The organism is Streptomyces sp. NPDC031670, from assembly GCF_055580545.1.
In genome coordinates this window covers 124,893-145,949 of the sequence record NZ_JBVILC010000003.1, presented here as the reverse complement: position 1 = coordinate 145,949, position 21,057 = coordinate 124,893, and the positions used below count along the sequence as shown (strand labels likewise).

23 protein-coding genes are annotated in these 21,057 nt (G+C 71.6%); 13 read left to right on the top strand and 10 right to left on the bottom strand.

The genetic code is table 11. The features are described 5' to 3' along the window. Window positions 1-4: 4 nt before the first annotated feature. The 5 genes from ACZ5ID_RS07770 to ACZ5ID_RS07750 all read left to right on the top strand — a co-directional run bounded on the left by ACZ5ID_RS07770 (window position 5) and on the right by ACZ5ID_RS07750 (window position 3,634). On the top strand, window positions 5-1,174 hold the full coding sequence (locus ACZ5ID_RS07770) for a sensor histidine kinase (protein WP_468894462.1): 1,170 nt from the start codon (window positions 5-7) through the stop codon (window positions 1,172-1,174). After that, the gene (locus tag ACZ5ID_RS07765; protein WP_468894460.1) at window positions 1,171-1,812 is read left to right on the top strand and encodes a response regulator; all 642 of its coding nucleotides are present in this window, start codon (window positions 1,171-1,173) and stop codon (window positions 1,810-1,812) included. Before ACZ5ID_RS07770 ends, ACZ5ID_RS07765 begins: the two co-directional genes overlap by 4 nt. 85 nt (window positions 1,813-1,897) lie before the next feature. Then, entirely contained in the window at window positions 1,898-2,224 is a 327-nt protein-coding gene (locus ACZ5ID_RS07760; RefSeq protein ID WP_468894458.1) for a hypothetical protein, read from the top strand. A gap of 9 nt (window positions 2,225-2,233) precedes the next feature. Then, window positions 2,234-3,046 (top strand): papain-like cysteine protease family protein, encoded by an 813-nt coding sequence (locus ACZ5ID_RS07755; protein WP_468894456.1) that lies wholly within the window; start codon window positions 2,234-2,236, stop codon window positions 3,044-3,046. A gap of 9 nt (window positions 3,047-3,055) precedes the next feature. After that, window positions 3,056-3,634: a hypothetical protein gene (locus ACZ5ID_RS07750; RefSeq protein ID WP_468894454.1), complete on the top strand. Its 579-nt coding sequence runs from the start codon at window positions 3,056-3,058 to the stop codon at window positions 3,632-3,634. A gap of 85 nt (window positions 3,635-3,719) precedes the next feature. Here ACZ5ID_RS07750 and ACZ5ID_RS07745 read toward each other — a convergent pair whose 3' ends face one another. Beyond that, window positions 3,720-4,022 carry a DUF5955 family protein gene (locus tag ACZ5ID_RS07745; protein WP_468894452.1) on the bottom strand — a complete coding sequence of 101 codons (303 nt, stop codon included), beginning with the start codon at window positions 4,020-4,022 and terminating at the stop codon, window positions 3,720-3,722. A gap of 152 nt (window positions 4,023-4,174) precedes the next feature. On the opposite strand from ACZ5ID_RS07745, the gene ACZ5ID_RS07740 reads away from it, so the two are divergent. The 3 genes from ACZ5ID_RS07740 (at window position 4,175) to ACZ5ID_RS07730 (ending at window position 7,926) form a co-directional block, all read left to right on the top strand. Continuing rightward, on the top strand, window positions 4,175-4,783 hold the full coding sequence (locus tag ACZ5ID_RS07740; RefSeq protein WP_468894451.1) for a nucleotidyltransferase family protein: 609 nt from the start codon (window positions 4,175-4,177) through the stop codon (window positions 4,781-4,783). Window positions 4,784-5,020: 237 nt separating this feature from the next. Next, entirely contained in the window at window positions 5,021-6,640 is a 1,620-nt protein-coding gene (gene aceB / locus ACZ5ID_RS07735; protein ID WP_468894449.1) for a malate synthase A, read from the top strand. Between the two features lie 80 nt (window positions 6,641-6,720). Beyond that, window positions 6,721-7,926 (top strand): FAD-dependent monooxygenase, encoded by a 1,206-nt coding sequence (locus tag ACZ5ID_RS07730; RefSeq protein ID WP_468894447.1) that lies wholly within the window; start codon window positions 6,721-6,723, stop codon window positions 7,924-7,926. Here the strand turns inward: ACZ5ID_RS07730 and ACZ5ID_RS07725 are convergent. Further along, on the bottom strand, window positions 7,916-8,899 hold the full coding sequence (locus tag ACZ5ID_RS07725; RefSeq protein WP_468894445.1) for a fibronectin type III domain-containing protein: 984 nt from the start codon (window positions 8,897-8,899) through the stop codon (window positions 7,916-7,918). The two genes, ACZ5ID_RS07730 and ACZ5ID_RS07725, sit on opposite strands and share 11 nt — an antisense overlap. Window positions 8,900-9,011: 112 nt before the next feature. On the opposite strand from ACZ5ID_RS07725, the gene ACZ5ID_RS07720 reads away from it, so the two are divergent. After that, the gene (locus ACZ5ID_RS07720) at window positions 9,012-9,641 is read left to right on the top strand and encodes a TIGR03086 family metal-binding protein (protein ID WP_468894443.1); all 630 of its coding nucleotides are present in this window, start codon (window positions 9,012-9,014) and stop codon (window positions 9,639-9,641) included. Window positions 9,642-9,779: 138 nt separating this feature from the next. Here ACZ5ID_RS07720 and ACZ5ID_RS07715 read toward each other — a convergent pair whose 3' ends face one another. Continuing rightward, entirely contained in the window at window positions 9,780-10,388 is a 609-nt protein-coding gene (locus tag ACZ5ID_RS07715; protein WP_468894441.1) for a TMEM175 family protein, read from the bottom strand. Window positions 10,389-10,518: 130 nt separating this feature from the next. On the opposite strand from ACZ5ID_RS07715, the gene ACZ5ID_RS07710 reads away from it, so the two are divergent. Next, entirely contained in the window at window positions 10,519-11,367 is an 849-nt protein-coding gene (locus ACZ5ID_RS07710; RefSeq protein WP_468894439.1) for a chitosanase, read from the top strand. A gap of 82 nt (window positions 11,368-11,449) precedes the next feature. On the opposite strand, the gene ACZ5ID_RS07705 is transcribed toward ACZ5ID_RS07710, so the two are convergent. The 7 genes from ACZ5ID_RS07705 to ACZ5ID_RS07675 form a co-directional block, all read right to left on the bottom strand. Beyond that, window positions 11,450-12,856 (bottom strand): nucleobase:cation symporter-2 family protein, encoded by a 1,407-nt coding sequence (locus ACZ5ID_RS07705; protein WP_468894437.1) that lies wholly within the window; start codon window positions 12,854-12,856, stop codon window positions 11,450-11,452. Window positions 12,857-13,170: 314 nt separating this feature from the next. Further along, entirely contained in the window at window positions 13,171-14,556 is a 1,386-nt protein-coding gene (locus ACZ5ID_RS07700) for an 8-oxoguanine deaminase (RefSeq protein ID WP_468894435.1), read from the bottom strand. A gap of 137 nt (window positions 14,557-14,693) precedes the next feature. Then, a complete protein-coding gene (gene pucL / locus ACZ5ID_RS07695; protein WP_468894433.1) occupies window positions 14,694-15,641 on the bottom strand; it encodes a factor-independent urate hydroxylase in 948 nt (315 codons plus the stop codon). A 7-nt stretch (window positions 15,642-15,648) separates the two neighbouring features. Further along, window positions 15,649-16,041, bottom strand: a complete 393-nt coding sequence (uraH, locus tag ACZ5ID_RS07690; RefSeq protein ID WP_406553248.1) for a hydroxyisourate hydrolase — start codon at window positions 16,039-16,041, stop codon at window positions 15,649-15,651. Further along, window positions 16,041-16,562, bottom strand: a complete 522-nt coding sequence (gene uraD, locus ACZ5ID_RS07685) for a 2-oxo-4-hydroxy-4-carboxy-5-ureidoimidazoline decarboxylase (RefSeq protein WP_468894431.1) — start codon at window positions 16,560-16,562, stop codon at window positions 16,041-16,043. Before uraD ends, uraH begins: the two co-directional genes overlap by 1 nt. A gap of 157 nt (window positions 16,563-16,719) precedes the next feature. Next, window positions 16,720-17,097 (bottom strand): helix-turn-helix domain-containing protein, encoded by a 378-nt coding sequence (locus ACZ5ID_RS07680; RefSeq protein WP_468894429.1) that lies wholly within the window; start codon window positions 17,095-17,097, stop codon window positions 16,720-16,722. Continuing rightward, window positions 17,094-17,345, bottom strand: coding sequence for a YkoF family thiamine-binding protein (locus ACZ5ID_RS07675; protein WP_468894427.1), 252 nt, complete (start codon window positions 17,343-17,345; stop codon window positions 17,094-17,096). Before ACZ5ID_RS07675 ends, ACZ5ID_RS07680 begins: the two co-directional genes overlap by 4 nt. 134 nt (window positions 17,346-17,479) lie before the next feature. On the opposite strand from ACZ5ID_RS07675, the gene ACZ5ID_RS07670 reads away from it, so the two are divergent. The 3 genes from ACZ5ID_RS07670 to ACZ5ID_RS07660 all read left to right on the top strand — a co-directional run bounded on the left by ACZ5ID_RS07670 (window position 17,480) and on the right by ACZ5ID_RS07660 (window position 20,960). Beyond that, window positions 17,480-18,334 carry a TIM barrel protein gene (locus ACZ5ID_RS07670; protein ID WP_468894425.1) on the top strand — a complete coding sequence of 285 codons (855 nt, stop codon included), beginning with the start codon at window positions 17,480-17,482 and terminating at the stop codon, window positions 18,332-18,334. 65 nt (window positions 18,335-18,399) lie between these two features. Further along, complete coding sequence (locus ACZ5ID_RS07665; RefSeq protein ID WP_468894423.1) at window positions 18,400-19,314, top strand: 2-hydroxy-3-oxopropionate reductase; 915 nt, start codon at window positions 18,400-18,402, stop codon at window positions 19,312-19,314. 188 nt (window positions 19,315-19,502) lie between these two features. After that, a complete protein-coding gene (locus tag ACZ5ID_RS07660; RefSeq protein WP_468894421.1) occupies window positions 19,503-20,960 on the top strand; it encodes a catalase in 1,458 nt (485 codons plus the stop codon). Window positions 20,961-21,057 lie beyond the last annotated feature (97 nt).

Sequence of the window (21,057 nt, the reverse complement as noted above, 5' to 3'; positions counted from 1 at the left end):
TCCTATGGACCCCCGCCCCCACGCCCCGGTCGCCCGGCTGCCGCGCCTGTCTCTGCACGCGCTGCTCGCCGGGCTGCTCGCGCTGGCCGCGGCCCGTTCGCCGGGCGACGCCGCGGTGTACGCGGCGGTGGGCGCGATGGCGGCGGTGTACGCGGCGGGGGTGCTCAGCCCCGCCGTACGGCCCCGGACCCGCGCGGGCGCGGCGTGGCTCGGGGCGCTCTGCGCGGCCTGGCTGGTGCTGCTGGCCCTGTCGCCGGACGCGCTGTGGGCGGCCTTCCCCCTGTACTTCCTCCAGCTGCACCTGCTGCCGCGGCACTGGGGCCCGCCGGTGGTGCTCGTGACGGCCGGCGCGGCCATCGCGAGTTTCCTGCTCCACGGCGGACAGGTCACGCCCGGCGCCTTCATCGGGCCGCTCCTCGGCGCGGCGGTGGCGGTCGCCACCGTCCTCGGCTACGAGGCGCTGTACCGCGAGAGCGAGCGGCGGCGCGAGCTGATCGAGGAGCTGGTGTCGACCCGCGCCGGACTCGCCGAGGCGGAGCGCGCGGCGGGCACACTGGCCGAGCGCGAGCGGCTGGCCCGGGAGATCCACGACACGCTGGCGCAGGGCCTGTCCTCCATCCAGCTCCTGCTGCGGGCCGCCGAGCGCGCGCTGGCGCCGGACGACCCGGCCCGCGCCCATGTCGAGCGGGCGCGCACCGCCGCCCAGGACAACCTGGCGGAGGCCCGCCGGTTCGTGCGGGCGCTCACCCCGCCCGGTCTGGAAGCGGCCTCGCTGCCGGGCGCGCTGGAGCGTCTGTGCGCCTCGACGCCCGGGCCCGCCGTGCGGTTCGGGGTGAGCGGCACCCCGGTCGAGCTGCCCACCCCGTACGAGGTGGCGCTGCTGCGGGTCGCGCAGTCGGCGCTGGCCAACACCGTCCAGCACGCGGCGGCGGAGCGCGCGGAGATCACCCTGAGCTTCATGGACACCTCGGTGGCACTGGATGTCGTCGACGACGGCCGGGGCTTCGAACCCGGCCGTGAGCGGTCCTCGGGCACCGGCGGCTTCGGGCTCCCGGCGATGCGGTCGCGGGCGCGCGCGCTCGGCGGCACCCTGAGCGTCGAGTCGGCGCCCGGACAGGGCACCGCGGTCGCGATCACCCTGCCGCTGCCGGTGCGGGAACGAGGTGCGGTGTGAGCGCCGGGCCGATCAGGCTGCTGCTCGCCGACGACCATCCGATCGTACGGGCGGGACTGCGGGCCGTCCTCGACACCGAGCCGGACTTCACGGTGACCGGGGAGGCGGCGACCGCCGAGCGGGCGGTGGAGCTGGCGGGCGCGGGCGGCTGCGACGTCGTGCTGATGGACCTCCAGTTCGGTGCCGGGATGCACGGCTCCGAGGCCACCGCGGCGATCACCGCGCGGCCGGACGCGCCCCGGGTGCTCGTCCTCACCACGTACGACACGGACGCCGACATCCTGGCGGCCGTCGAGGCGGGCGCCTGTGGGTACCTGCTCAAGGACGCGCCGCCGGAGGAGCTGGCGGCGGCCGTGCGCACGGCGGCGGCCGGGCAGTCGGCGCTCGCGCCGGCGGTGGCGCACCGGCTGATGGACCGTATGCGCACCCCGGCCGAGGCGCTCACCCGCCGGGAGCTGGAGGTGCTGCGACTGGTCGGCGACGGGCTCTCCAACCTCCAGATCAGCAAGCGGCTCTTCCTGAGCCAGGCGACCGTCAAGTCCCACCTCGTCCATATCTACGCAAAACTGGGAGTGGAGTCGCGCACAGCGGCGGTCGCGGCGGCCGGCGCGCGCCGACTGATCCGGCGACCGGGCTGATTTCCCCTACGCTCGCGCGTCGCCGAGGACGCGCGGGGGCATGCATGCGGGCATGTGTCCGGCCTGACCCGCGTGGAGGCCCCGTATGCCACAGACAGCCCGCCAGTACTGGTGGAATCTGCAAGGACGCACCAGGCTCAACTTCAACTGGGGCATCATCAACCACGACTCGACCGTGATCATCACCGCGTCCGAGTACAGCGTGGACAACAACGATCCCCGGCACAGCCCCCGGTTCATCGGCGCCGCCACGGTCACGGTGGAGAACATCAGTCCGCACTCGCCGCCCTACGACCCCAACCACGGCGTGACGTTCACCGTCAACGTGGAGTGGGGCTCGCCGCTGCACATCGTCACCGACATCACCGTCCTGGACGGCCCGCCGGTCGCCATCGAGTACCAGAACGGCTGAGGGGGGCCGATGCCGCGTACCGCGCGTCAGTACTGGGCCGGCCTCCAGGGCCGTACCACGCTGAACTTCAACTGGGGTGCCATCGACCACGACTCGACGGTGATCGTCACGGTCTCCGAGTTCAGTGTCGACCCGGGCGACCTCAAGCACAGCCCCCGGTTCACGGGCGCCGCGCCGGTGCGGGTGAGCAACATCAGCCCGCACTCCCCGCCGTACGACCCCAACCACGGCGTGACGTTCGTGGTGACCGTCGACTGGGGGGCGCCGCTGCACATCGTCACCGACATCACGGTCCTCGACGACAAGCCGGTCTACCGGCTGTGGGACGGCGGCCGGCTGGCCTTCACGATGCAGCCGCAGCAGCAGACCAACTGGTGCTGGGCCGCGGTCTCGACCAGCATCGCGCTCTTCTACGACGCGGGCAGCACCTGGACCCAGTGCGCGGTGGCCAACTCGCAGACGGGGCGTACCGACTGCTGCGGCGGCGGGGCGAGCGGCGCGGGATGCAACTCCCAGCAGCCGCTGGACAACCCGCTGCGGATCGTCGGCCACCTCGACCGGATGGTGAACAGCCGGGTGGACTTCGCGGGCGTCGAGTCCGAGATCAAGGCGGGCCGCCCGCTGTGCGTCCGGATCGGCTGGTCGACCGGCGGCGGCCACTTCCTCACCGCGATGGGCGTGGACGCGCCGCAGAGCGGTTCCAGCGCGATCGTGGCCGTGGACGACCCGATCTACGGCCGCTCCGACCAGGTCTACAACACGCTCGCGACCAGCTACCAGGGCAGTGGATCCTGGACCCACAGCTACTACACCCGGGCTTAGGGACGGACCATGGCGCTTCAAGTACCGCAGCCACCCGAAGAGTCGCGCTCGGCCGCCGAGGCCGGGGTCGAGCTCCTTGCGGGCCTCGGCCGGGTCCGCACTGCGACCCTGCTGCCCGCAACGGCCGACGAGCTCCGGCTCGCCCATCCGCTCCAGATGTACGTGATCGGCCTCGCCGATCTGCCGGACGGCCTGGACCGGGCCCGGCCGGTGGCCTGGCGCTATCTGGTCCAGCACGACTCGGGGCCGGTCGCGCTCGCCGAGACGGTACGGGACGAGGCGGGCGGGCATGTCTTCAGCCAGCTCAACTACGGGCCGTTCGTCGCGGGGACGGCCGCCGCGCTGGAGGCGGCGGGGCATGAGCCGGGGGACGCGGAGGTGCGGCTGCTGCACCTTCCGGCCGTCCATCTGATCGCCGTCTGGCGGCACTCGCCCGGCTCGGACACCCTGGTCCCGGCGGCCCCGGCGCCGCCGGGGGTCGAGGCGGACCGGGCGTATCCGGCGGCCGAGCTCTTCGCGCTGCTCGCCCGGCACGCCCCGCAGGGGGTGCTGCCGCCGGAGGCGGAGGACGACCGGGGCGGCGGCTGAGCCGGGGTCACCCGGGGCACCCGGGCGGAAAGGCGAGACGCCGACGGCCACGCGCGGGCCGGCGGCGGGGTCCTCGCGCCGCACCTCAGCGCGGCGGCTCCCCGAACAGGTCCACGGCCTCCCGGACCCCCTTCACGGCCACGGACAGCGCGCTCACCGACCCGATGGACCCCGCGATCAGCAACAGCGAGCGGCGCAGGCGTAACACCTCCGGAGCGCCGGAGAGCGCCATCGCGTCCAGCGCCGCGAGCTCGTCCTCGGCGACGGCCCGGTCGGGGAACTCCCCCGGGTACCCCGCCAGCTCCCGGCGCAGCCGTGCCACGGCGCCCCGCAGCCCCGCCACCCTCGAATCCACACTCACGGGCCACTGCTCCACGCGTCGCAACACGGTTCCTTCCCCACGCACGCCTTCGTGCCGGTGCTCACAGCCCGTCAGCGAAGGTCAACTGACGGGAGTTGCGGGTCAGTTAACGCCATCGCGCCCGGCGCGCGCCAGCGTGCGGACGGAATTCGGGGGGCGCGTTCGGTATACGTGGGGCCATGACATCTCCGACGAACGACGAATCGCAGGTCGTGGGCCTGCTCCTGGCGGCCGGCGGCGGACGGCGCCTGGGCGGGCGCCCCAAGGCCCTGCTGACCCACCGGGGGCGCCCGCTGGTGGAGCACGCCGTACGGATGCTGCGCGAGGGCGGCTGCGCCCGCGTCCACGTGGTGCTCGGGGCAGCCGCGGACGAGGTGCGGGCCCGCGCCCGGCTGGAGGGCTGCGTGCTGGTGGACAACCCGGAGTGGGCCGAGGGCATGGGCTCCTCCTTGCGGGTGGGGCTCGCCTCGCTGGCCGGCACGGGGGCGGGGGCCGCCCTGGTCGGCCTGGTGGACCAGCCCGGTATCGGCGCGGAGGCGATCGGGCGCGTCCGGGCCGCGTACCGCTCACCGGCCTCGCTCGTGGCGGCCTCGTACGACGGCAGGCGCGGGCATCCCGTCCTGTTCGGCGCCGACCGGTGGGGGCCGGTGGCGGCGAGCGCGCACGGTGACCGGGGGGCGCGCGCCTACCTCGCGGAGCACGAGCGGGAGATCACGCTCGTGGAGTGCGCGGACGTGGCCGAGCCGTACGACATCGACACCGAGGCGGATCTCGGGCGGCTCGGCTGATCCTCCGGTACACCTGGAGTGAACGCGATGGCACCGAGCGCCACGGTCTGTCGACCCGGAGAATCTCGACATCAACAAACCATTGAACTTCCACTATGAGGAAACTAGTATCCACTGTTCAGAAGCGCCCGACTGATTGAGACGGCGCCCCCAGTCGCATCCCGGGGCCTGGCACTCAGTGCCTTTCGCTGCACCCGGCGGCCGGCCAGGGCACCGCCCGCGAAGGAGTGACAGCACATGTCCGCACCAGCGCCGTCCCCGCTGGCCATCGTCGACGCCAAGCCCCTGCCCCGGCAGGACGAGGTGCTCACCGACGCGGCCCTCGCTTTCGTGGCCGAGCTGCACCGGCTGTTCACGCCCCGCCGTGACGAGCTCCTCCTGCGCCGCCAGGAGCGCCGCGAGGAGATCGCCCGCACCTCCACCCTCGACTTCCGCCCCGAAACCGCCGCCGTGCGCGAGGGCGACTGGAAGGTCGCCCCGGCTCCGGCCGCGCTCAACGACCGCCGGGTCGAGATCACCGGCCCGACCGACCGCAAGATGACCATCAACGCGCTGAACTCGGGCGCAAAGGTGTGGCTGGCGGACTTCGAGGACGCCTCCGCTCCCACCTGGGAGAACGTGGTCCTGGGCCAGCTCAACCTGATCGACGCCTACGAGCGGAAGATCGACTTCACCGACCCGAAGTCGGGCAAGTCGTATGCGCTGAAGGACGCGGGCGAGCTCGCCACCGTCGTGATGCGCCCGCGCGGCTGGCATCTGGAGGAGCGCCACCTGCGCTTCGACGGCCGCCCGGTCCCGGGCGCCCTGGTCGACTTCGGCCTCTACTTCTTCCACAACGCCAAGCGCCTGATCGAGCTCGGCAAGGGCCCCTACTTCTACCTCCCCAAGACCGAGTCGTATCTGGAGGCCCGCCTCTGGAACGACATCTTCGTCTTCGCCCAGGACTACGTCGGCATCCCGCAGGGCACCGTCCGCGCGACCGTCCTGATCGAGACGATCACGGCCGCGTACGAGATGGAGGAGATCCTCTACGAGCTGCGCGACCACGCCGCCGGGCTCAACGCGGGCCGTTGGGACTACCTCTTCTCGATCGTCAAGAACTTCCGTGACGGCGGCGCCAGGTTCGTCCTGCCGGACCGCAACGCGGTCACCATGACAGCGCCGTTCATGCGCGCCTACACCGAACTCCTGGTCCGGACCTGCCACAAGCGCGGCGCGCACGCCATCGGCGGCATGGCGGCGTTCATCCCGTCCCGTAAGGACGCCGAGGTCAACAAGGTCGCGTATCAGAAGGTCAAGGCCGACAAGGACCGTGAGGCGGGCGACGGCTTCGACGGCTCCTGGGTCGCCCACCCCGACCTGGTGCCGATCGCGATGGCCTCCTTCGACGCCGTCCTCGGCGACCGGCCGAACCAGAAGGACCGCCTGCGCGAGGACGTGTCCGTGGCGCCCGGCGATCTGATCGCCATCGACTCGCTCGACGCCAGGCCCACCTACGACGGTCTGCGCAACGCCGTCCAGGTCGGCATCCGCTACATCGAGGCCTGGCTGCGGGGCCTGGGCGCGGTCGCCATCTTCAACCTCATGGAGGACGCGGCCACCGCCGAGATCTCCCGCTCGCAGATCTGGCAGTGGATCAACGCGGGGGTGGTCTTCGAGAACGGCGAGCTCGCCACCGCCGACCTCGCCCGCCGGGTCGCGGCGGAGGAACTGGCCGCCATCCGCGGCGAGATCGGCGAGGAGGCCTTCGCGGCCGGCCGCTGGCAGCAGGCCCACGACCTGCTCCTGAAGGTCTCCCTCGACGCGGACTACGCGGACTTCCTGACACTGCCCGCCTACGAGCAGCTGGTCGGCTGACCAGGCGTCAATTCACGCGGGGCCGGAGCGGATCGTTCGCCTCCGGCCCCGCGCCGCGTCCGTCCTGCCAGAATGAGCGGATGTTACGTGGAGGCAGGGTCGCCGTGGTCGGCGGCAGTATCGCGGGGTGCGCGGCGGCCCTGGCCGCCCACCGGGGCGGCGCGTCGGAGGTCACCGTCTTCGAACGGGCCTCGGGCCGGCTCGCCGACCGGGGCGTGGGGCTGGCCATGCACAACGACCGGTACGCGGAGCTGGAGGCGGCCGGTTACCTCGACGCCACGATGCCGTGGCTCCAGCTGAGCCGGCGGTGCTGGTACGTACGGGACGGCTCGGCGCCGCTGGGGCGGCGCGTCGGGGTGCTGCCGTTCCCCTTCCGTACGTACAACTGGGGTCCGCTCTGGCACGAACTGCGCGACCGGGTGCCGGAGTCCGCCCACTTCCGGGCCGGGACGACCGTCGAGGCGGTGGAGGCCACCCCGGACGGCGTGGAGCTGGTGAGCGGAGGCGTGAGCGAGCGGTTCGACCTGGTGATCGGGGCCGACGGCTACCGCTCGGTGGTCCGCACGGCCGCCTGCCCCCAGGTGCGACCGCGCTACGCGGGCTATCTGGCCTGGCGCGGCGCGTTCGCGGCCGAGCGGCTGACGGCGCCGGAGCTGTGGCCCGACGAGGACTGCGTGTACGCCGTGTTCCCCGGCGGACACGTCATCATCTACCGCATCCCCGACGGCCGGGGCGGCCTGCGGATCAACTGGGTGCTGTACACCGCCCCTCCCCCGGATCTCGATCTGCGCTTCGACAACCCCACCAGCCTCCCGCCCGGCACCCTCGCCGCCACCTTGCACACCCGGCTCGCGCAGATCGCCGACACCTCCCTCGCGCCCTACTGGGGCGAGCTGGTGCGGACGACCACCGCCGAGGAGCTCTTCGTCCAGCCGATGTACGACTTCACCGCGCCGCGCTACGCCACCGGCCGTCTGGTCCTGGCGGGCGACGCGGCGACGGTGGCCCGTCCGCACACCGGCGGCGGCGCGGTCAAGGCGCTCCAGGACGCCACCGCCCTGGAGGCGTGCCTCACCGCCGCACCGGACTGGCCGTCGGCGCTGCGCGCGTACGACACGGGCCGGGCGGCGAGCGGCAGGTCCATGGTGGAGCTGGGCCGACAGCTCGGTGCCGGGCTGGTCGAACGGACCCCGGACTGGAGCGCGATGGAGCAGAGCGGCCTGGAGGAGTGGTGGCGGCGGGCGGACGGCTCGGGCGCGTTCGGCGGGCGCCGCCTCACCTCGTAGCCGTCACCCCGACGACCACCGTGCGCCGGGCGGAGAGGTCGCCCCACCTGCCGTCCGGGAGGCGGGCGCGGAGCGCGACGCTGTAGCGGGTGCCGGACTTCTCGGCGGAGACGGTGAGGCTGTACGTCGCCCGGCCCGGGGGCGGCGCCGCGCCGAACACGATGGTGGTGGTCAGCCGTCCGTTCAGGAAGAGCTGGTAGGAGGTGACCGGGCCGCCGGTGTCGGGCGGGCGCCAGGAGAGTTCGACGGTCGGCACCCCCGCCACCTCCCCGTAGCGCGCGCTCAGCCCGGTGGGCGCCGTACTGGGGGGCGCGCCCGGCGCGGACGCCGTGGTGAGGTCCACGGCGCCGCTGTCCGGCGAGGAGTGGTCGGCGGCGTCGCGGGCTCGGACGGTGAAGGTGTAGACGGTCCCGGGCCGCAGCCCGGTGACCCGGGCGCTCGTCTGACGGCCGGAGACGCTGTGGATACGTACGTCCTCCTGGTAGACGTCGTAGGAGGTGACGCCCACGTCGTCGGTGGAGCGCCGCCAGCTCAGCACCGCCGCGCGGCTTCCCTCGGCCCGGCCCCGCAGCGCGCCCGGGGCGGTGGGCGGCCCGTGGTCGGCGGGGCTCGGCGCGGGGGTGGTGACGGCCACGGGGGCGCTGGGGGCGGAGAGGTTGCCGGCCGCGTCACGGGCCCGGACGGTGAAGCGGTAGGCGGTGGAGGGGGCCAGCCCGTCGACGTCGGTCATGTGCGTTCCGCCCGGTACCGCCCTGACCCGGGCGCCGCCCCGGAGGACCTCGTACCCGGTGACACCCCGGTCGTCGGTGGACGCCTCCCACATGACGTGCACGGAGGTGGCGCTGCTCGCCTGCGCGGTCACCGCGCCGGGCACGGTCGGCGCCCTGCCGTCCCGCTCCCCGGCGGTCGCGGAACACCCGGCGAGGACGAGGGCGCAGAGGGCCGACACGGCGTGGCGGAACGGGCGTTGCACGGTCGCGGCCTCCCTCCGCACAAGTTGGTCCAGACCTATATCGCACAGTCGGCGGCGCACGGCAAGGGGGCGGACGCTCCGGGTCCCGTACGGACATCCTTCCCGGCCCGCGATGAGTTCCGCCCGCCGGGCCGGTCTCACCGGTATGGACAACCACACGCAGTCCCCCCGCCCCGACCTGGGGCCCGCCGCCGGCGCCGTGGCCCGGCTGCTCGACGGTGTACGCGACGAGCAGCTCGCGGCGCCGACGCCGTGCCCCGCGTACTCGGTACGCGAGCTCATCGGGCACCTCGACGGGCTCACCACCGCCTTCGAGGCAGCCGCCCGCAAGGACCTCGGACCCTCGACCGCCACCGACCCGGGGTCGGTCACCCCCCAACCGCCCGACGACTGGCGCACCGGGCTGCCGGGACGGCTCGCGGCGCTGGCCGAGGCGTGGCGGGCGCCCACCGCCTGGGACGGGGACACCCAGGCGGGCGGCTTCACCTTCCCCGCCGCGATCGCGGGGGTCGTCGCGCTCAACGAACTGGTCGTCCACGGCTGGGACCTGGCCCGGGCGACCGGACAGCCCTACGACCCGGGGGCCGCGAGCCTGGAGGTGGTCCACGGCTTCTTCGCGGCGAGCCGGGACGACGCGATGCGCGCCCCCGCCTTCGGGCCGGTCGTTCAGGTGCCCGAGGACGCCCCGGCGCTCGACCGGGTGGTGGGGCTCAGCGGACGGGACCCGGGCTGGGCCGTCTGAGCCCGGCGGCGACGGCGAGCGCCGTCACCAGCGGCAGCGACCCGGCCGTCCGGAAAGCCCGGCGGGCACCGGCGGCCGGGCCCGTGCCGCGGACGGCCGGGGCCGCGGGCCCGCTGGTGCCCGCGGCCGTGCGGAACCTCAGACGGGCTCCCTCGTCGGGATCCTGAGCTGGTTGAAGCCGTAGTACAGCGCCAGTACCCCGTGCGCGGCGAGCGTGAGCGGCGCCGAGACGAAGGCGAGCAGGACCGTCGCCGGATAGGCGAGCGAGCCCAGCGCGAAGCGGGCGCGGGTGGCCCGGGCGGCGGTGAAGTCGACGCGTTCGTCGAAGAGATGGCCGGTGCGGGTCACATGCCACCACAGCGCCTGGAAGTTGAGGGCCATGACGACCATGAGCCCGCTGTAGACGGCGGCGGCCACGTGCGAGGCGTTGTCCTCCCGTAGGTATTCGGCCATCAGCCCCGCGGGCCAGGGGATCGCGGCGACGGTCATGAGCAGCAGCAGATTGAGGAACATCAGCGTGCGGTCGACGCGCACCACATAGCTGAACAGCGTGTGGTGGTTGACCCACATGATGCCGATGACCAGGAAGCTCACCACATAGGCGGCGTACGAGGGCCACTGGTGGCCGAGGTCGCTCCAGAGGTGGTCGCCCGCGTGCGGGGGCACCTTGATTTCCAGGATCAGAAGGGTGATCGCGATGGCGAAGACGCCGTCGCTGAAGGCCTCCACCCGGCTCGATTCATTCACCGGGTGAACTGAACCCGACGCGCGCCGAATCTTCAACTTCCTTTTGCCACAAGGGTGTACGGCCTCTCGCGGTAGTGGTAGGAAAGTTTCCTAACAAAACAGCGAACGACCGACTCCCCCAGGAGGTCAGGTGCTCACCCCCCACTCCAGCGCCCTCGCACGACGTCTGCGGATCACCGCGTCCGCCGTGCTCGGTGCCGCCGTGATCGCGCTCCCCACGGCCACCGCCACCGCCGCGACCAGCCACAATGCCCCCATGGCAGCAGCGGCTACCGGGCTCGACGACCCGGCCAAGAAGGAAATCGCGATGGAGCTCGTCTCCAGCGCGGAGAACTCCTCACTGAACTGGAAGGCCCAGTACAAGTACATCGAGGACATCGACGACGGCCGGGGCTACACGGCCGGCATCATCGGATTCTGTTCCGGCACCGGTGACATGCTCGACCTGGTCGAGCTGTACTCCGCCCGCGAGCCCGGGAACGTGCTCCAGAAGTACCTGCCCGCGCTGCGCAAGGTGAACGGGAGCGACTCGCACGCCGGGCTGGACCCCAACTTCACCAAGGACTGGAAGACGGCCGCCTCGGAGACCGCCTTCAAGAACGCCCAGAACGACGAGCGGGACCGGGTCTACTTCAACCCCGCCGTCAAGCAGGGCAAGGCCGACGGTGTGGGCACGCTCGGGCAGTTCATCTACTACGACGCCATCGTCATGCACGGCGACGGCGGCGACCCGACCAGCTTCAGCAGCATCCGCAAGAAGGCGCTGGCCAAGGCGAAGCCGCCGTCCCAGGGCGGCGACGAGACGAAGTACCTCAACGCCTTCCTGGACGCCCGCGTCTGGGCGATGAAGCAGGAGGAGGCGCACAGCGACACCAGCCGTGTCGACACCGAGCAGCGGGTGTTCCTCAAGAAGGGCAACCTCGACCTGAACACGCCGCTGGACTGGAAGGTCTACGGCGACCCGTACCACATCGGCTGAGCCGGCCGTATGACAGAGCGGCGCGTACGACACGGGGTAGGTGTCGTACGCGCCGCTCGCGTGCGGGCCGGGTGGGCCGGGTTCAGTGCGCGGCCACCACGGGCTCCGCGAGCACGGGTGCCCCGTCCGGCGAACCCGCCTTGCACCCCAGGTGGTTGAAGGCCAGGTTGAGCACGATCGCCACCACGCAGCCGGTGGAGATACCGGAGTCGAGCACCACGCGGACGTTCTCGGGGAAGGCGTCGTAGAAGGTCGGCGCGGCGATGGGGATCAGCCCGATGCCGAGCGCGGCGGCGACGATCAGGGCGTTCTCGCCCTGCTCCAGGGCCGCGGTGGCCAGGGTCTGGATGCCGCTGGCCGCGACCGAGCCGAACAGGACGATGCCCGCGCCGCCGAGCACCGGCAGCGGTACGAGCGCGATCACGGACGCGGCCACCGGGCAGAGCCCGAGCAGGATGAGGATGCCGCCGCCGGTGGCGACCACGAAGCGGCTGCGCACCCGGGTCATCGCCACCAGACCGATGTTCTGGGCGAAGGCGCTTGCCATGAAGCCGTTGAAGAGCGGGCTGAGCGCGCTGCCGAGCGTGTCGGCGCGCAGTCCGCCCTCGATGGTCCGCTCGTCGGCGGGCCGTCCGACGATCTTGCCGAGCGCCAGCATGTCGGCGGTCGACTCCGTCATACAGACCAGCATCACGATGCACATCGAGACGATGGCGGCGGCCTCGAAGTGCGGGGCGCCGAAGTGGAACGGCGTGGGGAAGCCGACCGCGTCCGCGCCGCGGAGCGCGTCCAGACCGGTCATGTGGAACGGCACGGCGGCCAGGGTGCCGACGACCAGTCCCAGCAGGATCGCGATCTGCTGGAGGAAGCCGCGCAGCAGCCTGCGCAGAGCGAGCACGATCACCAGGGTGAGCGCGGCCATGCCGATGTTCTTCATCGAACCGTAGTCGTGGGCCGCGGCGTTGCCGCCCTGGGCCCAGCGGAAGGCGACCGGGAGCAGCGAGACACCTATCAGGGTGATCACGGTGCCGGTGACGACGGGCGGGAAGAAGCGGAGCAGCCTGCTGAAGTAGGGGGCGAGCAGGAAGCCCAGCACACTGGCGACGATCACCGCCCCGAAGATGACGGCCATGCCCTCGTGGCCGCGGTCCTTGCCGATGGCGATCATCGGGGTGACGCCGGCGAAGGAGACACCGTTGACGAACGGGAGGCGGGCGCCGACCTTCCAGAACCCCAGGGTCTGGAGCAGGGTGGCGAGCCCGGCGGTGAAGAGGCTCGCGCCGATCAGGAACGCGGTCTCCTTGGCGGTGAGCCCGACGGCGGGCCCGACGACCATGGGCGGGGCCACCACGCCCGCGTACATCGCGGCCACGTGCTGGAGGCCGCTGGTGAACATCTTCAGTGGGGGCAGGGTCTCGTCGACCGGGTGTTTCTCAGGGGCGGGGTCGGGAGCACTTACGTCGTTGCGAAACCTGGGCTGCGGGGCCACGGGCGGTTCCTCCGGTCGGTTACACGTCGGCGGGTGACGCGGGTGTCAGGGAGGTGGTGCTGGGTGACGCGTGCGTGGGTGACGGCGGTGTCGCGTACGGCGTACGGCAGGGTCTCGTACGGGTACGGAAGTGCGGGCGGTACGGGCGGCGCGCCGTGCGGGGATGGGCACGGGTCACCGTCCCGGGGAGCGCGCACGTATCTGTGGTGCGCGCTCCCCGGGCGCGGCTGCCGCGGACCCCGCTCGGGTCCACGGCGACCGGCCGAGGGCCGTCCCCCTCGGCCGGACTCCTGGGCGGGAATCCCGGTCCGGGATCAGCCCTGCGCGGCGATCCGCGCGAGGCGCTGCGCCTCGTCCCGCGTGGCGCGGGCGATGGCGTCCTCGTCGACGTCGAGGAGCCGGTTGTCCTCGACGATCTGCCTGCCGTTCACGAATGACGCCGTCACCGGGGCGGCGGCGCCGAAGACCAGGGCGGTGACCGGGTCGGCGATGGAGGCGTGGGCGAGGGTGTCGAGCTTCCAGAGCACGAAGTCGGCGAGCTTGCCGGCTTCGAGGGAGCCGATCTCGGCCGCGCGGCCGAGCACCTGGGCGCCTCCGTACGTACCGAGCCGCAGCGCCTGACGGGCGTTGAGGGCCGCCTCGCGGTGCGCGCCGAGGCGGTTGATCAGGAGCGCGTTGCGCAGTTCCGTGTGGAGTTCGCCGGACTCGTTGGAGGCGGTGCCGTCGACACCGAGACCGACCGGGACACCCGCCTTCAGCATGTCCGGGACACGGGCGATACCGGCCGCCAGACGCGCGTTGGAGGAGGGGCAGTGGGCGACGCCGGTGCCGGTGCGGGCGAAGGCGGCGATGTCGGAGTCGTTCATGTGGACGCAGTGCGCCATCCACACGTCCTCGCCGAGCCAGCCGGTCGACTCGAAGTAGTCCGTGGGCCCCATGCCGAACAGTTCCTTGCAGAACTGCTCCTCCTCCACGGTCTCCGAGCCGTGGGTGTGCAGCCGTACGCCCTTGCGGCGGGCCAGCTCCGCGCCCTGCTTCATCAGTTCGGTGGAGACCGAGAACGGTGAGCAGGGGGCGACCGCGACCTGCGTCATCGCGCCGAAGGAGGCGTCGTGGAAGCGGTCCACGGTCTCCTCGGTCCCGGCGAGCGCGCCCTCCAGGGTCTCGACGGCGAAGTCCGGCGGCAGCCCGCCGTCCTTCTTGCTGCGGTCCATGGAGCCGCGGGCGAGGGTGAAGCGGACCCCCATCTCGGAGGCGGCGCCGATGATCGCGCCCGACAGGTCCCCGGCGTCGCGCGGATAGACGTAGTGGTGGTCCATCGCGGTGGTCACGCCGCCGCGGGCCATCATGGCGAGCGAGCCCTGCGCGGCGACCCGGGCCATCTGCTCGTCGATGCGGGCCCAGGTGGGGTAGAGCGCCACGAGCCAGTTGAAGAGGTTGTGGTCGGTGGCCAGGCCGCGCGTGATCCACTGGTAGAAGTGGTGGTGCGTGTTGACCAGGCCGGGGGTCACCAGATGGCCGCTGCCGTCGATGCGGCGGACCACGCTCGTGAGGCCCTCCGGGGCGCTGCCCGCCCCGATCGACTCGATCGTGTTGCCGGCGACGACGAGGTACCCGCAGGCGTACTCGGTGTCGTCGGCGTCCACGGTCGCGATCGCGCAGTTCTCGATGACGATGCGCTCGGCTGCCGATGGTGCCATCGTGCTTCCTCTTTTTCTGCTGCTGAGACGAGTGGGCACGGCAGGACCCTGGAGGATTTGAGTGCCGGGGCCGGGCGGCCCACGGGTGCCGAGGGAGGGACGCGCCCCCGGGCGGCGGGGACCGGGGGCGCTCCGCGTCAGAGGTTGGTCATGTCGACGGGGATCCGCGGCTCGACACCGTCCCGCAGGACGGTTGCCTCGATCAGACCGTAGGGGCGGTCGGCCGCGAAGTAGACCTCGTTGTCGTTCTTGAGCCCGAACGGTTCGAGGTCGACCAGGAAGTGGTGGTTGTTCGGCAGCGAGAAGCGGATCTCGTCGATCTCGCTGCGGCTGTTGATGACCCGCGCACCCATCTGGTAGAGGGTCTGCTGGAGCGAGAGGGAGTACGTCTCGGCGAAGGCCTGGAGGATGTGCTTCTTCGCCTGCTCGTACGACTTCTCCCAGTTGGGCATCCGGTCGTCGTCGCTGGTCCAGTTGTACCGCCAGGCGGCGGAGACGTCGGTGCACAGGATGCGGTCGTACGCCTCCTTCAGCGTCGTGTACTTGTCCTTGACGTACCCCCAGAACTCCGAGTTGGTGGAGTTCATGACCGTCAGGTCCTTCAGGCCCGAGACGACCTCCCAGTTCTCACCGTCGAAGGTGATCTGGGTGGTGCGCAGTTCCTGGCCCTTGCGGACGAAGGAGTGCCGTACCTCGTCCGAGCCGATGAACTTGGAGTTGGCGTCGGAGGTGGCGATCCGCTCCCACGCGTACTCCTCGATGCGGATGCGCGCCCGGTGGATGGGCTCCTGCGAGGTGACGAAGTGGCGGGCGAGGTGGATGCCGAACTGCTCGGCGGACTCTATGCCGTACTCCTTGGCGAAGGCGAACACCGTGTTCTTGGTGGTGTCCGTCGGCAGGACGTTGGCGTTCGAGCCGGAGTAGTGCACGTCCTCCATGTCGCCGGAGAGGGCGACCGAGACGTTCAGGTCCTTGATGTGGTGGGTGTCGCCGTCCCGCACGATCTTGACGACGCGGTTCTCCGCTTTGCCGTACTGGTTCTGGCCGAGGATCACGGGGCGGGTGGGACGGGAAAGGTCGGTCATGTGTCTGCTAGCTCCCTCGGTAAACGGAGTAGCCGAACGGGTTGAGCAGCAGCGGTACGTGGTAGTGCTCGCCCGGCACGACGGCGAACGTGATCGCCACCTCCGGGAAGAACGCACCGCTGTCCCTTACGCGGGGGGCGTCCTGCTGCGCCTCGGCGGCTTGCTTCTTGGCGAAATACGTCTCGGTGTCGAAGTCGAGCCGTACATGGGTCGTGCCCTCCGGCAGCGCCGGAAGGTCCTTGCAGCGCCCGTCCGCGTCGGTCGCGGAGCCGCCGAGCGCCACCCACTCGGCGTCGCGGCCCGAGCGGGCGGCGAGCGAGACGGCGACGCTCCCGGCGGGGCGTCCGACGCTGGTGTCCAGGATGTGCGTGGACACCGATGCGGTGGTCGCGGTGCTCATCAGTGGCTGTCCTCTTCTTCTGTTTCCACGAGACGGGTCAGCCGGATCCGGTTGATCTTCCCGAGTTCGACGCGCACGATCTCGCGCTCCGCCTCGGCGGTGTTGCCGATCCTGGCCCTCATCGCGTCGCGCATCTGCTCACCGGTGGCGCCGGTGGCGCAGATCAGGAAGACATGGCCGAACCTGTCCTGGTAGGCCAGGTTGAGTTCGAGCATCTCGGCCCTGAGCTCCTCGGTGGCGCCGGTCATCCCCCGCTGCTCGCGGGCGGAGGTCGGGTCCCCCGGCTTCGGCCGCCCGATCGGCGGGTGCCCGGCCATCGCCTCTTCCAGGTCCGTCACGTCCAGTTCGGCCATGGCGGCGTCGCTGGCGGCGAAGAGCTCGTCGGCGGTGGCGTACGGGCGCCGGGCGAGCAGCTTGCTCCCCCATACCGAGCTGGCGCACACCTCGTGGAGCGCGGCGCGGGCCGTGCTGTCGTCGGAGGTGTTGAACCGGGCGAGGCCCGGCGTCGAGGTCGAAGTCACGAACGGCCTCCGTGGCCTTGGTGCTGGACGGGCTGCGGATAGCTAACGCCCTCGGAAACATCCCGTCAACACTTTGTTGAAAACTTGGAGCAACAAAAAGCCGCCGTCCGGGATCACGGATGGCGGCCGGCCGGAGACGGCCCGCAAAGGGGCGTTCTCACTCGCTTTTGGCGGCGTTTTCCCTGTTCAGATAGTTGTACACGGTGAAGCGGCTGACCCCGAGGGCAGACGCGACGGTCTCCACCCCATGGCGTACGGAGAAGGCTCCGCGCGCCTCCAGGGTCCGTACGACCGACTGCTTGGCCTTGCGGTCCAGCTCGGCCAGCGGCTTGCCGTGCCGGCGCTCCAGGGCGGCCAGGATGTGGTCGAGGGAGTCCGAGAGCTGGGGCAGCCGCACGGCGATGACGTCCTCGCCCTCCCAGCTGAGCAGCACGTCGTCGGGCTGGGCCTGGTCGGGGCCGAGTAGCTCCGCGCCCATGGCGTCCACCAGCGGCTTCACCGCGGTGACCAGCGGGTGGTCGGCGGGCTCGGTCACTTCTCCCCCTCCGCCACCACGTTGACCTGGAGCGAGACGCGGGTGGCCCCGGCCGCCAGGGACTGGCGCAGCAGCGCGTCGACAGCCGTGAGCACCTGGTCGGCGCCGCCCTCGGCGGTGTTGCCGAAGGGGCCCACGTCCACGGCGTCGAGGGCCGCCGTCCGCAGGACCTCGCGGGCGGCCACCGCGTGCGGGGGCGCCTCGTCCAGGTCGAAGGGCTCGGTCGTGAACTCCACTCTCAATCGCACGCGGACAACCTACTGCCCGGATCGCGAGATCCGGGAGGCCAATCGGACGGGCCCTCTTGACAAGCTCACCGCTCTCCCTGCAACCTTCCATCAAGCAGAAAGTAACTTCCGCAATACGGAAGGAGCCGAATCCCATGGCCCCCTTTTTCGAGCATGGACGCGGCTCGGACCAGCGCTTCGATGTGAACCTCTCGATCCTCTTCACGGAACTCCCGCTCCTGGAGCGTCCCGCGGCAGCCGCCGCGGCCGGCTTCACCGCGGTCGAGCTGTGGTGGCCCTGGATCGAGACCCCCGCTCCGGCGCAGGCCGAGCTCGACGCCCTGAAGAAGGCGCTCGACGACGCCGGCACCCAGCTGGTGGGGCTGAACTTCTACGCGGGCGCCCTGCCGGGGCCCGACCGCGGAGCCCTCTCCGTACCGGGCGAGGAGTCGGACCGCTTCCGCGCCAACATCGAGGTCGCGGCCGGCTTCGCCGCCTCGGTGGGCTGCCGGGCGCTCAACGCGCTGTACGGCAACCGGATCGAGGGTGTCGACCCGCAGGTGCAGGACGCGCTCGCGCTGGAGAACCTGGTGCTGGCCGCCCGCGCGGCCGACCGGATCGGCGCGATCCTCCTCATCGAGACCCTCAACAAGCCTGAGTCGCCGCTCTACCCGCTGGTGAGCGCCCCGGCCGCGATCGAGGTCGTCGACAAGGTGAACGCGGCGACCGGTCTGGGCAACACCAAGTTCCTCCTCGACGTCTACCACCTGTCGATGAACGGCGAGGACGTCGCCGAGGTCATCGAGGCCTACGCGGACAAGACCGGCCATGTGCAGATCGCCGACAACCCGGGCCGCGGCGCGCCGGGCACCGGTTCGCTGCCCCTGGAGGCCCTGCTCGGCCGGCTCGCCGAGGCCGGATACGACGGGTGGGTCGGCCTGGAGTACAAGGCCGCCGACGCCGCCGCGTCCTTCGCATGGCTGCCCGCCGAGGCCCGCGCGGCGCGCTGAGGCCTGCCGGGCTTCGCCGCCCCCTGAACTTCCTGACGTGACACCGCAGTTGAGAGAGGCCCCCAATGAGCACCCCCGCAGACTCCTCCCCGGCCGCCCGCCCGACGATCGCCTGGATCGGCCTCGGCATCATGGGCTCCCCCATGTCCGAGAACCTGATCAAGGCCGGCTACCCGGTCACCGGCTTCACCCTGGAGCAGGACAAGCTGGACCGGCTGGCCGCCGCCGGCGGCACCGCCGCCTCCTCGATCGCCGAAGCGGTCAAGGACGCGGACGTCATCATCACGATGGTCCCGGCGTCCCCGCAGGTCGAGGCGATCGCCTACGGCGAGGACGGCATCCTGGCCAACGCCCGGCAGGGCGCCCTGCTGATCGACATGTCCTCGATCACCCCGCAGACCTCCGTCGACCTCGCCAAGAACGCCGAGGAGAAGGGGATCCGCGTCCTGGACGCCCCGGTCTCCGGCGGCGAGGCCGGCGCCGTCGAGGCCGTGCTCTCCATCATGGTGGGCGGCGACAAGGCCGACTTCGACGCGGCCAAGGACATCTTCGACGCGCTGGGCAAGACCATCGTGCTCTGCGGTCCGCACGGCTCCGGCCAGACCGTGAAGGCCGCCAACCAGCTCATCGTGGCCGTCAACATCCAGGCGTGCGCCGAGGCCGTGGTCTTCCTGGAGAAGTCCGGCGTCGACCTCGCCGCGGCCCTCGACGTCCTCAACGGCGGTCTGGCCGGCTCGACCGTGCTGACCCGCAAGAAGGACAACTTCCTCAACCGGGACTTCGCGCCGGGCTTCCGTATCGACCTGCACCACAAGGACATGGGCATCGTCACCGACGCGGCCCGCAACGTCGGCGCGGCGCTCCCGGTCGGCGCGGTCGTGGCCCAGCTGGTCGCCTCGCTGCGCGCCCAGGGCGACGGCGGCCTCGACCACTCGGCGCTGCTGCGCGCGGTCGAGCGTCTGTCCGGCGCCGGCGTCTGAGCCTTCCGGCTCCCCCCAGACTTCCGGGCGGCGGTGGCGCCGACACCTGTCCTGTCGCGCCCAGGCGTCGCCGCCGTCCGGAACACCCCACTTCATTTTCAACAAACTGTTGACGTTGCTTCGGGGCGTACCTACGCTCCTGACACCGCAGACCGCTCAGCAGTGCAGCTCCCGTACGGAAGGTCACGATGTCGAAGCGCGTGCTTACGACCGAGTCCGGCGCCCCCGTCGCCGACAACCAGAACTCCGCCACCGCCGGCGTCGGTGGCCCCGTCCTCCTCCAGGACCAGCACCTGCTGGAGAAGCTGGCGCGCTTCAACCGTGAGCGGATCCCGGAGCGCGTGGTCCACGCCCGCGGCTCCGGCGCGTACGGCTACTTCGAGGTGACCGACGACGTCACCGGCTTCACCAGGGCCGACTTCCTCTCGCAGGTCGGCCGGCGCACCGAGACGTTCATCCGCTTCTCCACGGTGGCGGACTCGCTCGGTGGCGCGGACGCGGTCCGCGACCCGCGCGGCTTCGCGCTGAAGTTCTACACCGAGGACGGCAACTACGACCTCGTCGGCAACAACACGCCGGTGTTCTTCATCAAGGACCCGATCAAGTTCCCCGACTTCATCCACTCCCAGAAGCGCGACCCGTTCACGGGCCGGCAGGAGCCGGACAACGTCTGGGACTTCTGGGCGCACTCCCCCGAGGCCACGCACCAGATCACCTGGCTGATGGGCGACCGCGGCATCCCGGCGTCGTACCGCCATATGAACGGCTACGGCTCGCACACCTACCAGTGGACGAACGCGGCGGGCGAGGCGTTCTTCGTCAAGTACCACTTCAAGACCAACCAGGGCATCCGCTGCCTGTCGTCCGAGCAGGCGGCGGAGCTGGCCGGCAAGGACGCCAACTCGCACCAGACCGACCTGCTCCAGGCGATCGAGCGCGGTGTGAACCCGTCCTGGACGCTGTACGTGCAGGTCATGCCGGCGTCCGAGGCGCCCGACTACCGCTTCAACCCCTTCGACCTGACGAAGGTGTGGCCGCACGCCGACTACCCGCTCCAGCGGGTGGGCCGCCTGGTCCTGGACCGCAACCCCGACAACGTCTTCGCCGAGGTCGAGCAGGCCGCCTTCTCCCCGAACAACTTCGTTCCGGGCATCGGCCCCTCGCCCGACAAGATGCTCCAGGGCCGCCTGTTCGCGTACGCGGACGCGCACCGCTACCGCCTGGGCGTCAACCACACCCAGCTGCCGGTGAACGCGCCGAGGGCGACGGTGGCGGACAACTACGGCCGCGACGGTCTGATGGCGACGCGCTACGGCTCGCGCCACGACAAGAACTACGAGCCGAACTCGTACGCGGGCCCGTCCCAGACGGACGAGGCGCTCTCCGCCCCGCTGGCGGTCGCCGGCTGGACGGGCACCCACGCGGCCCCCGTCCACGTCAAGGACGACGACTTCTTCCAGGCGGGCGAGCTGTACCGCCTGATGTCGGACGACGAGAAGTCGCGCCTGGTGGCGAACATCGCCGGGGGGCTGTCCCAGGTCACCCGCGACGACGTGATCGAGAAGAACCTGGCCCACTTCCACGCGGCGGACGCCGAGTACGGCAAGCGCGTGGAGGAGGCGGTCCGCGCCCTGCGCGAGGACTGATCCCCGGTCTCATATGTCCCAGACCGCGTGCGGAGCCTGACGGGAGGTCGGGTTCGGTACGCAGTCCGGACCACCGGCCCGGATGAGGGGTGGCCGG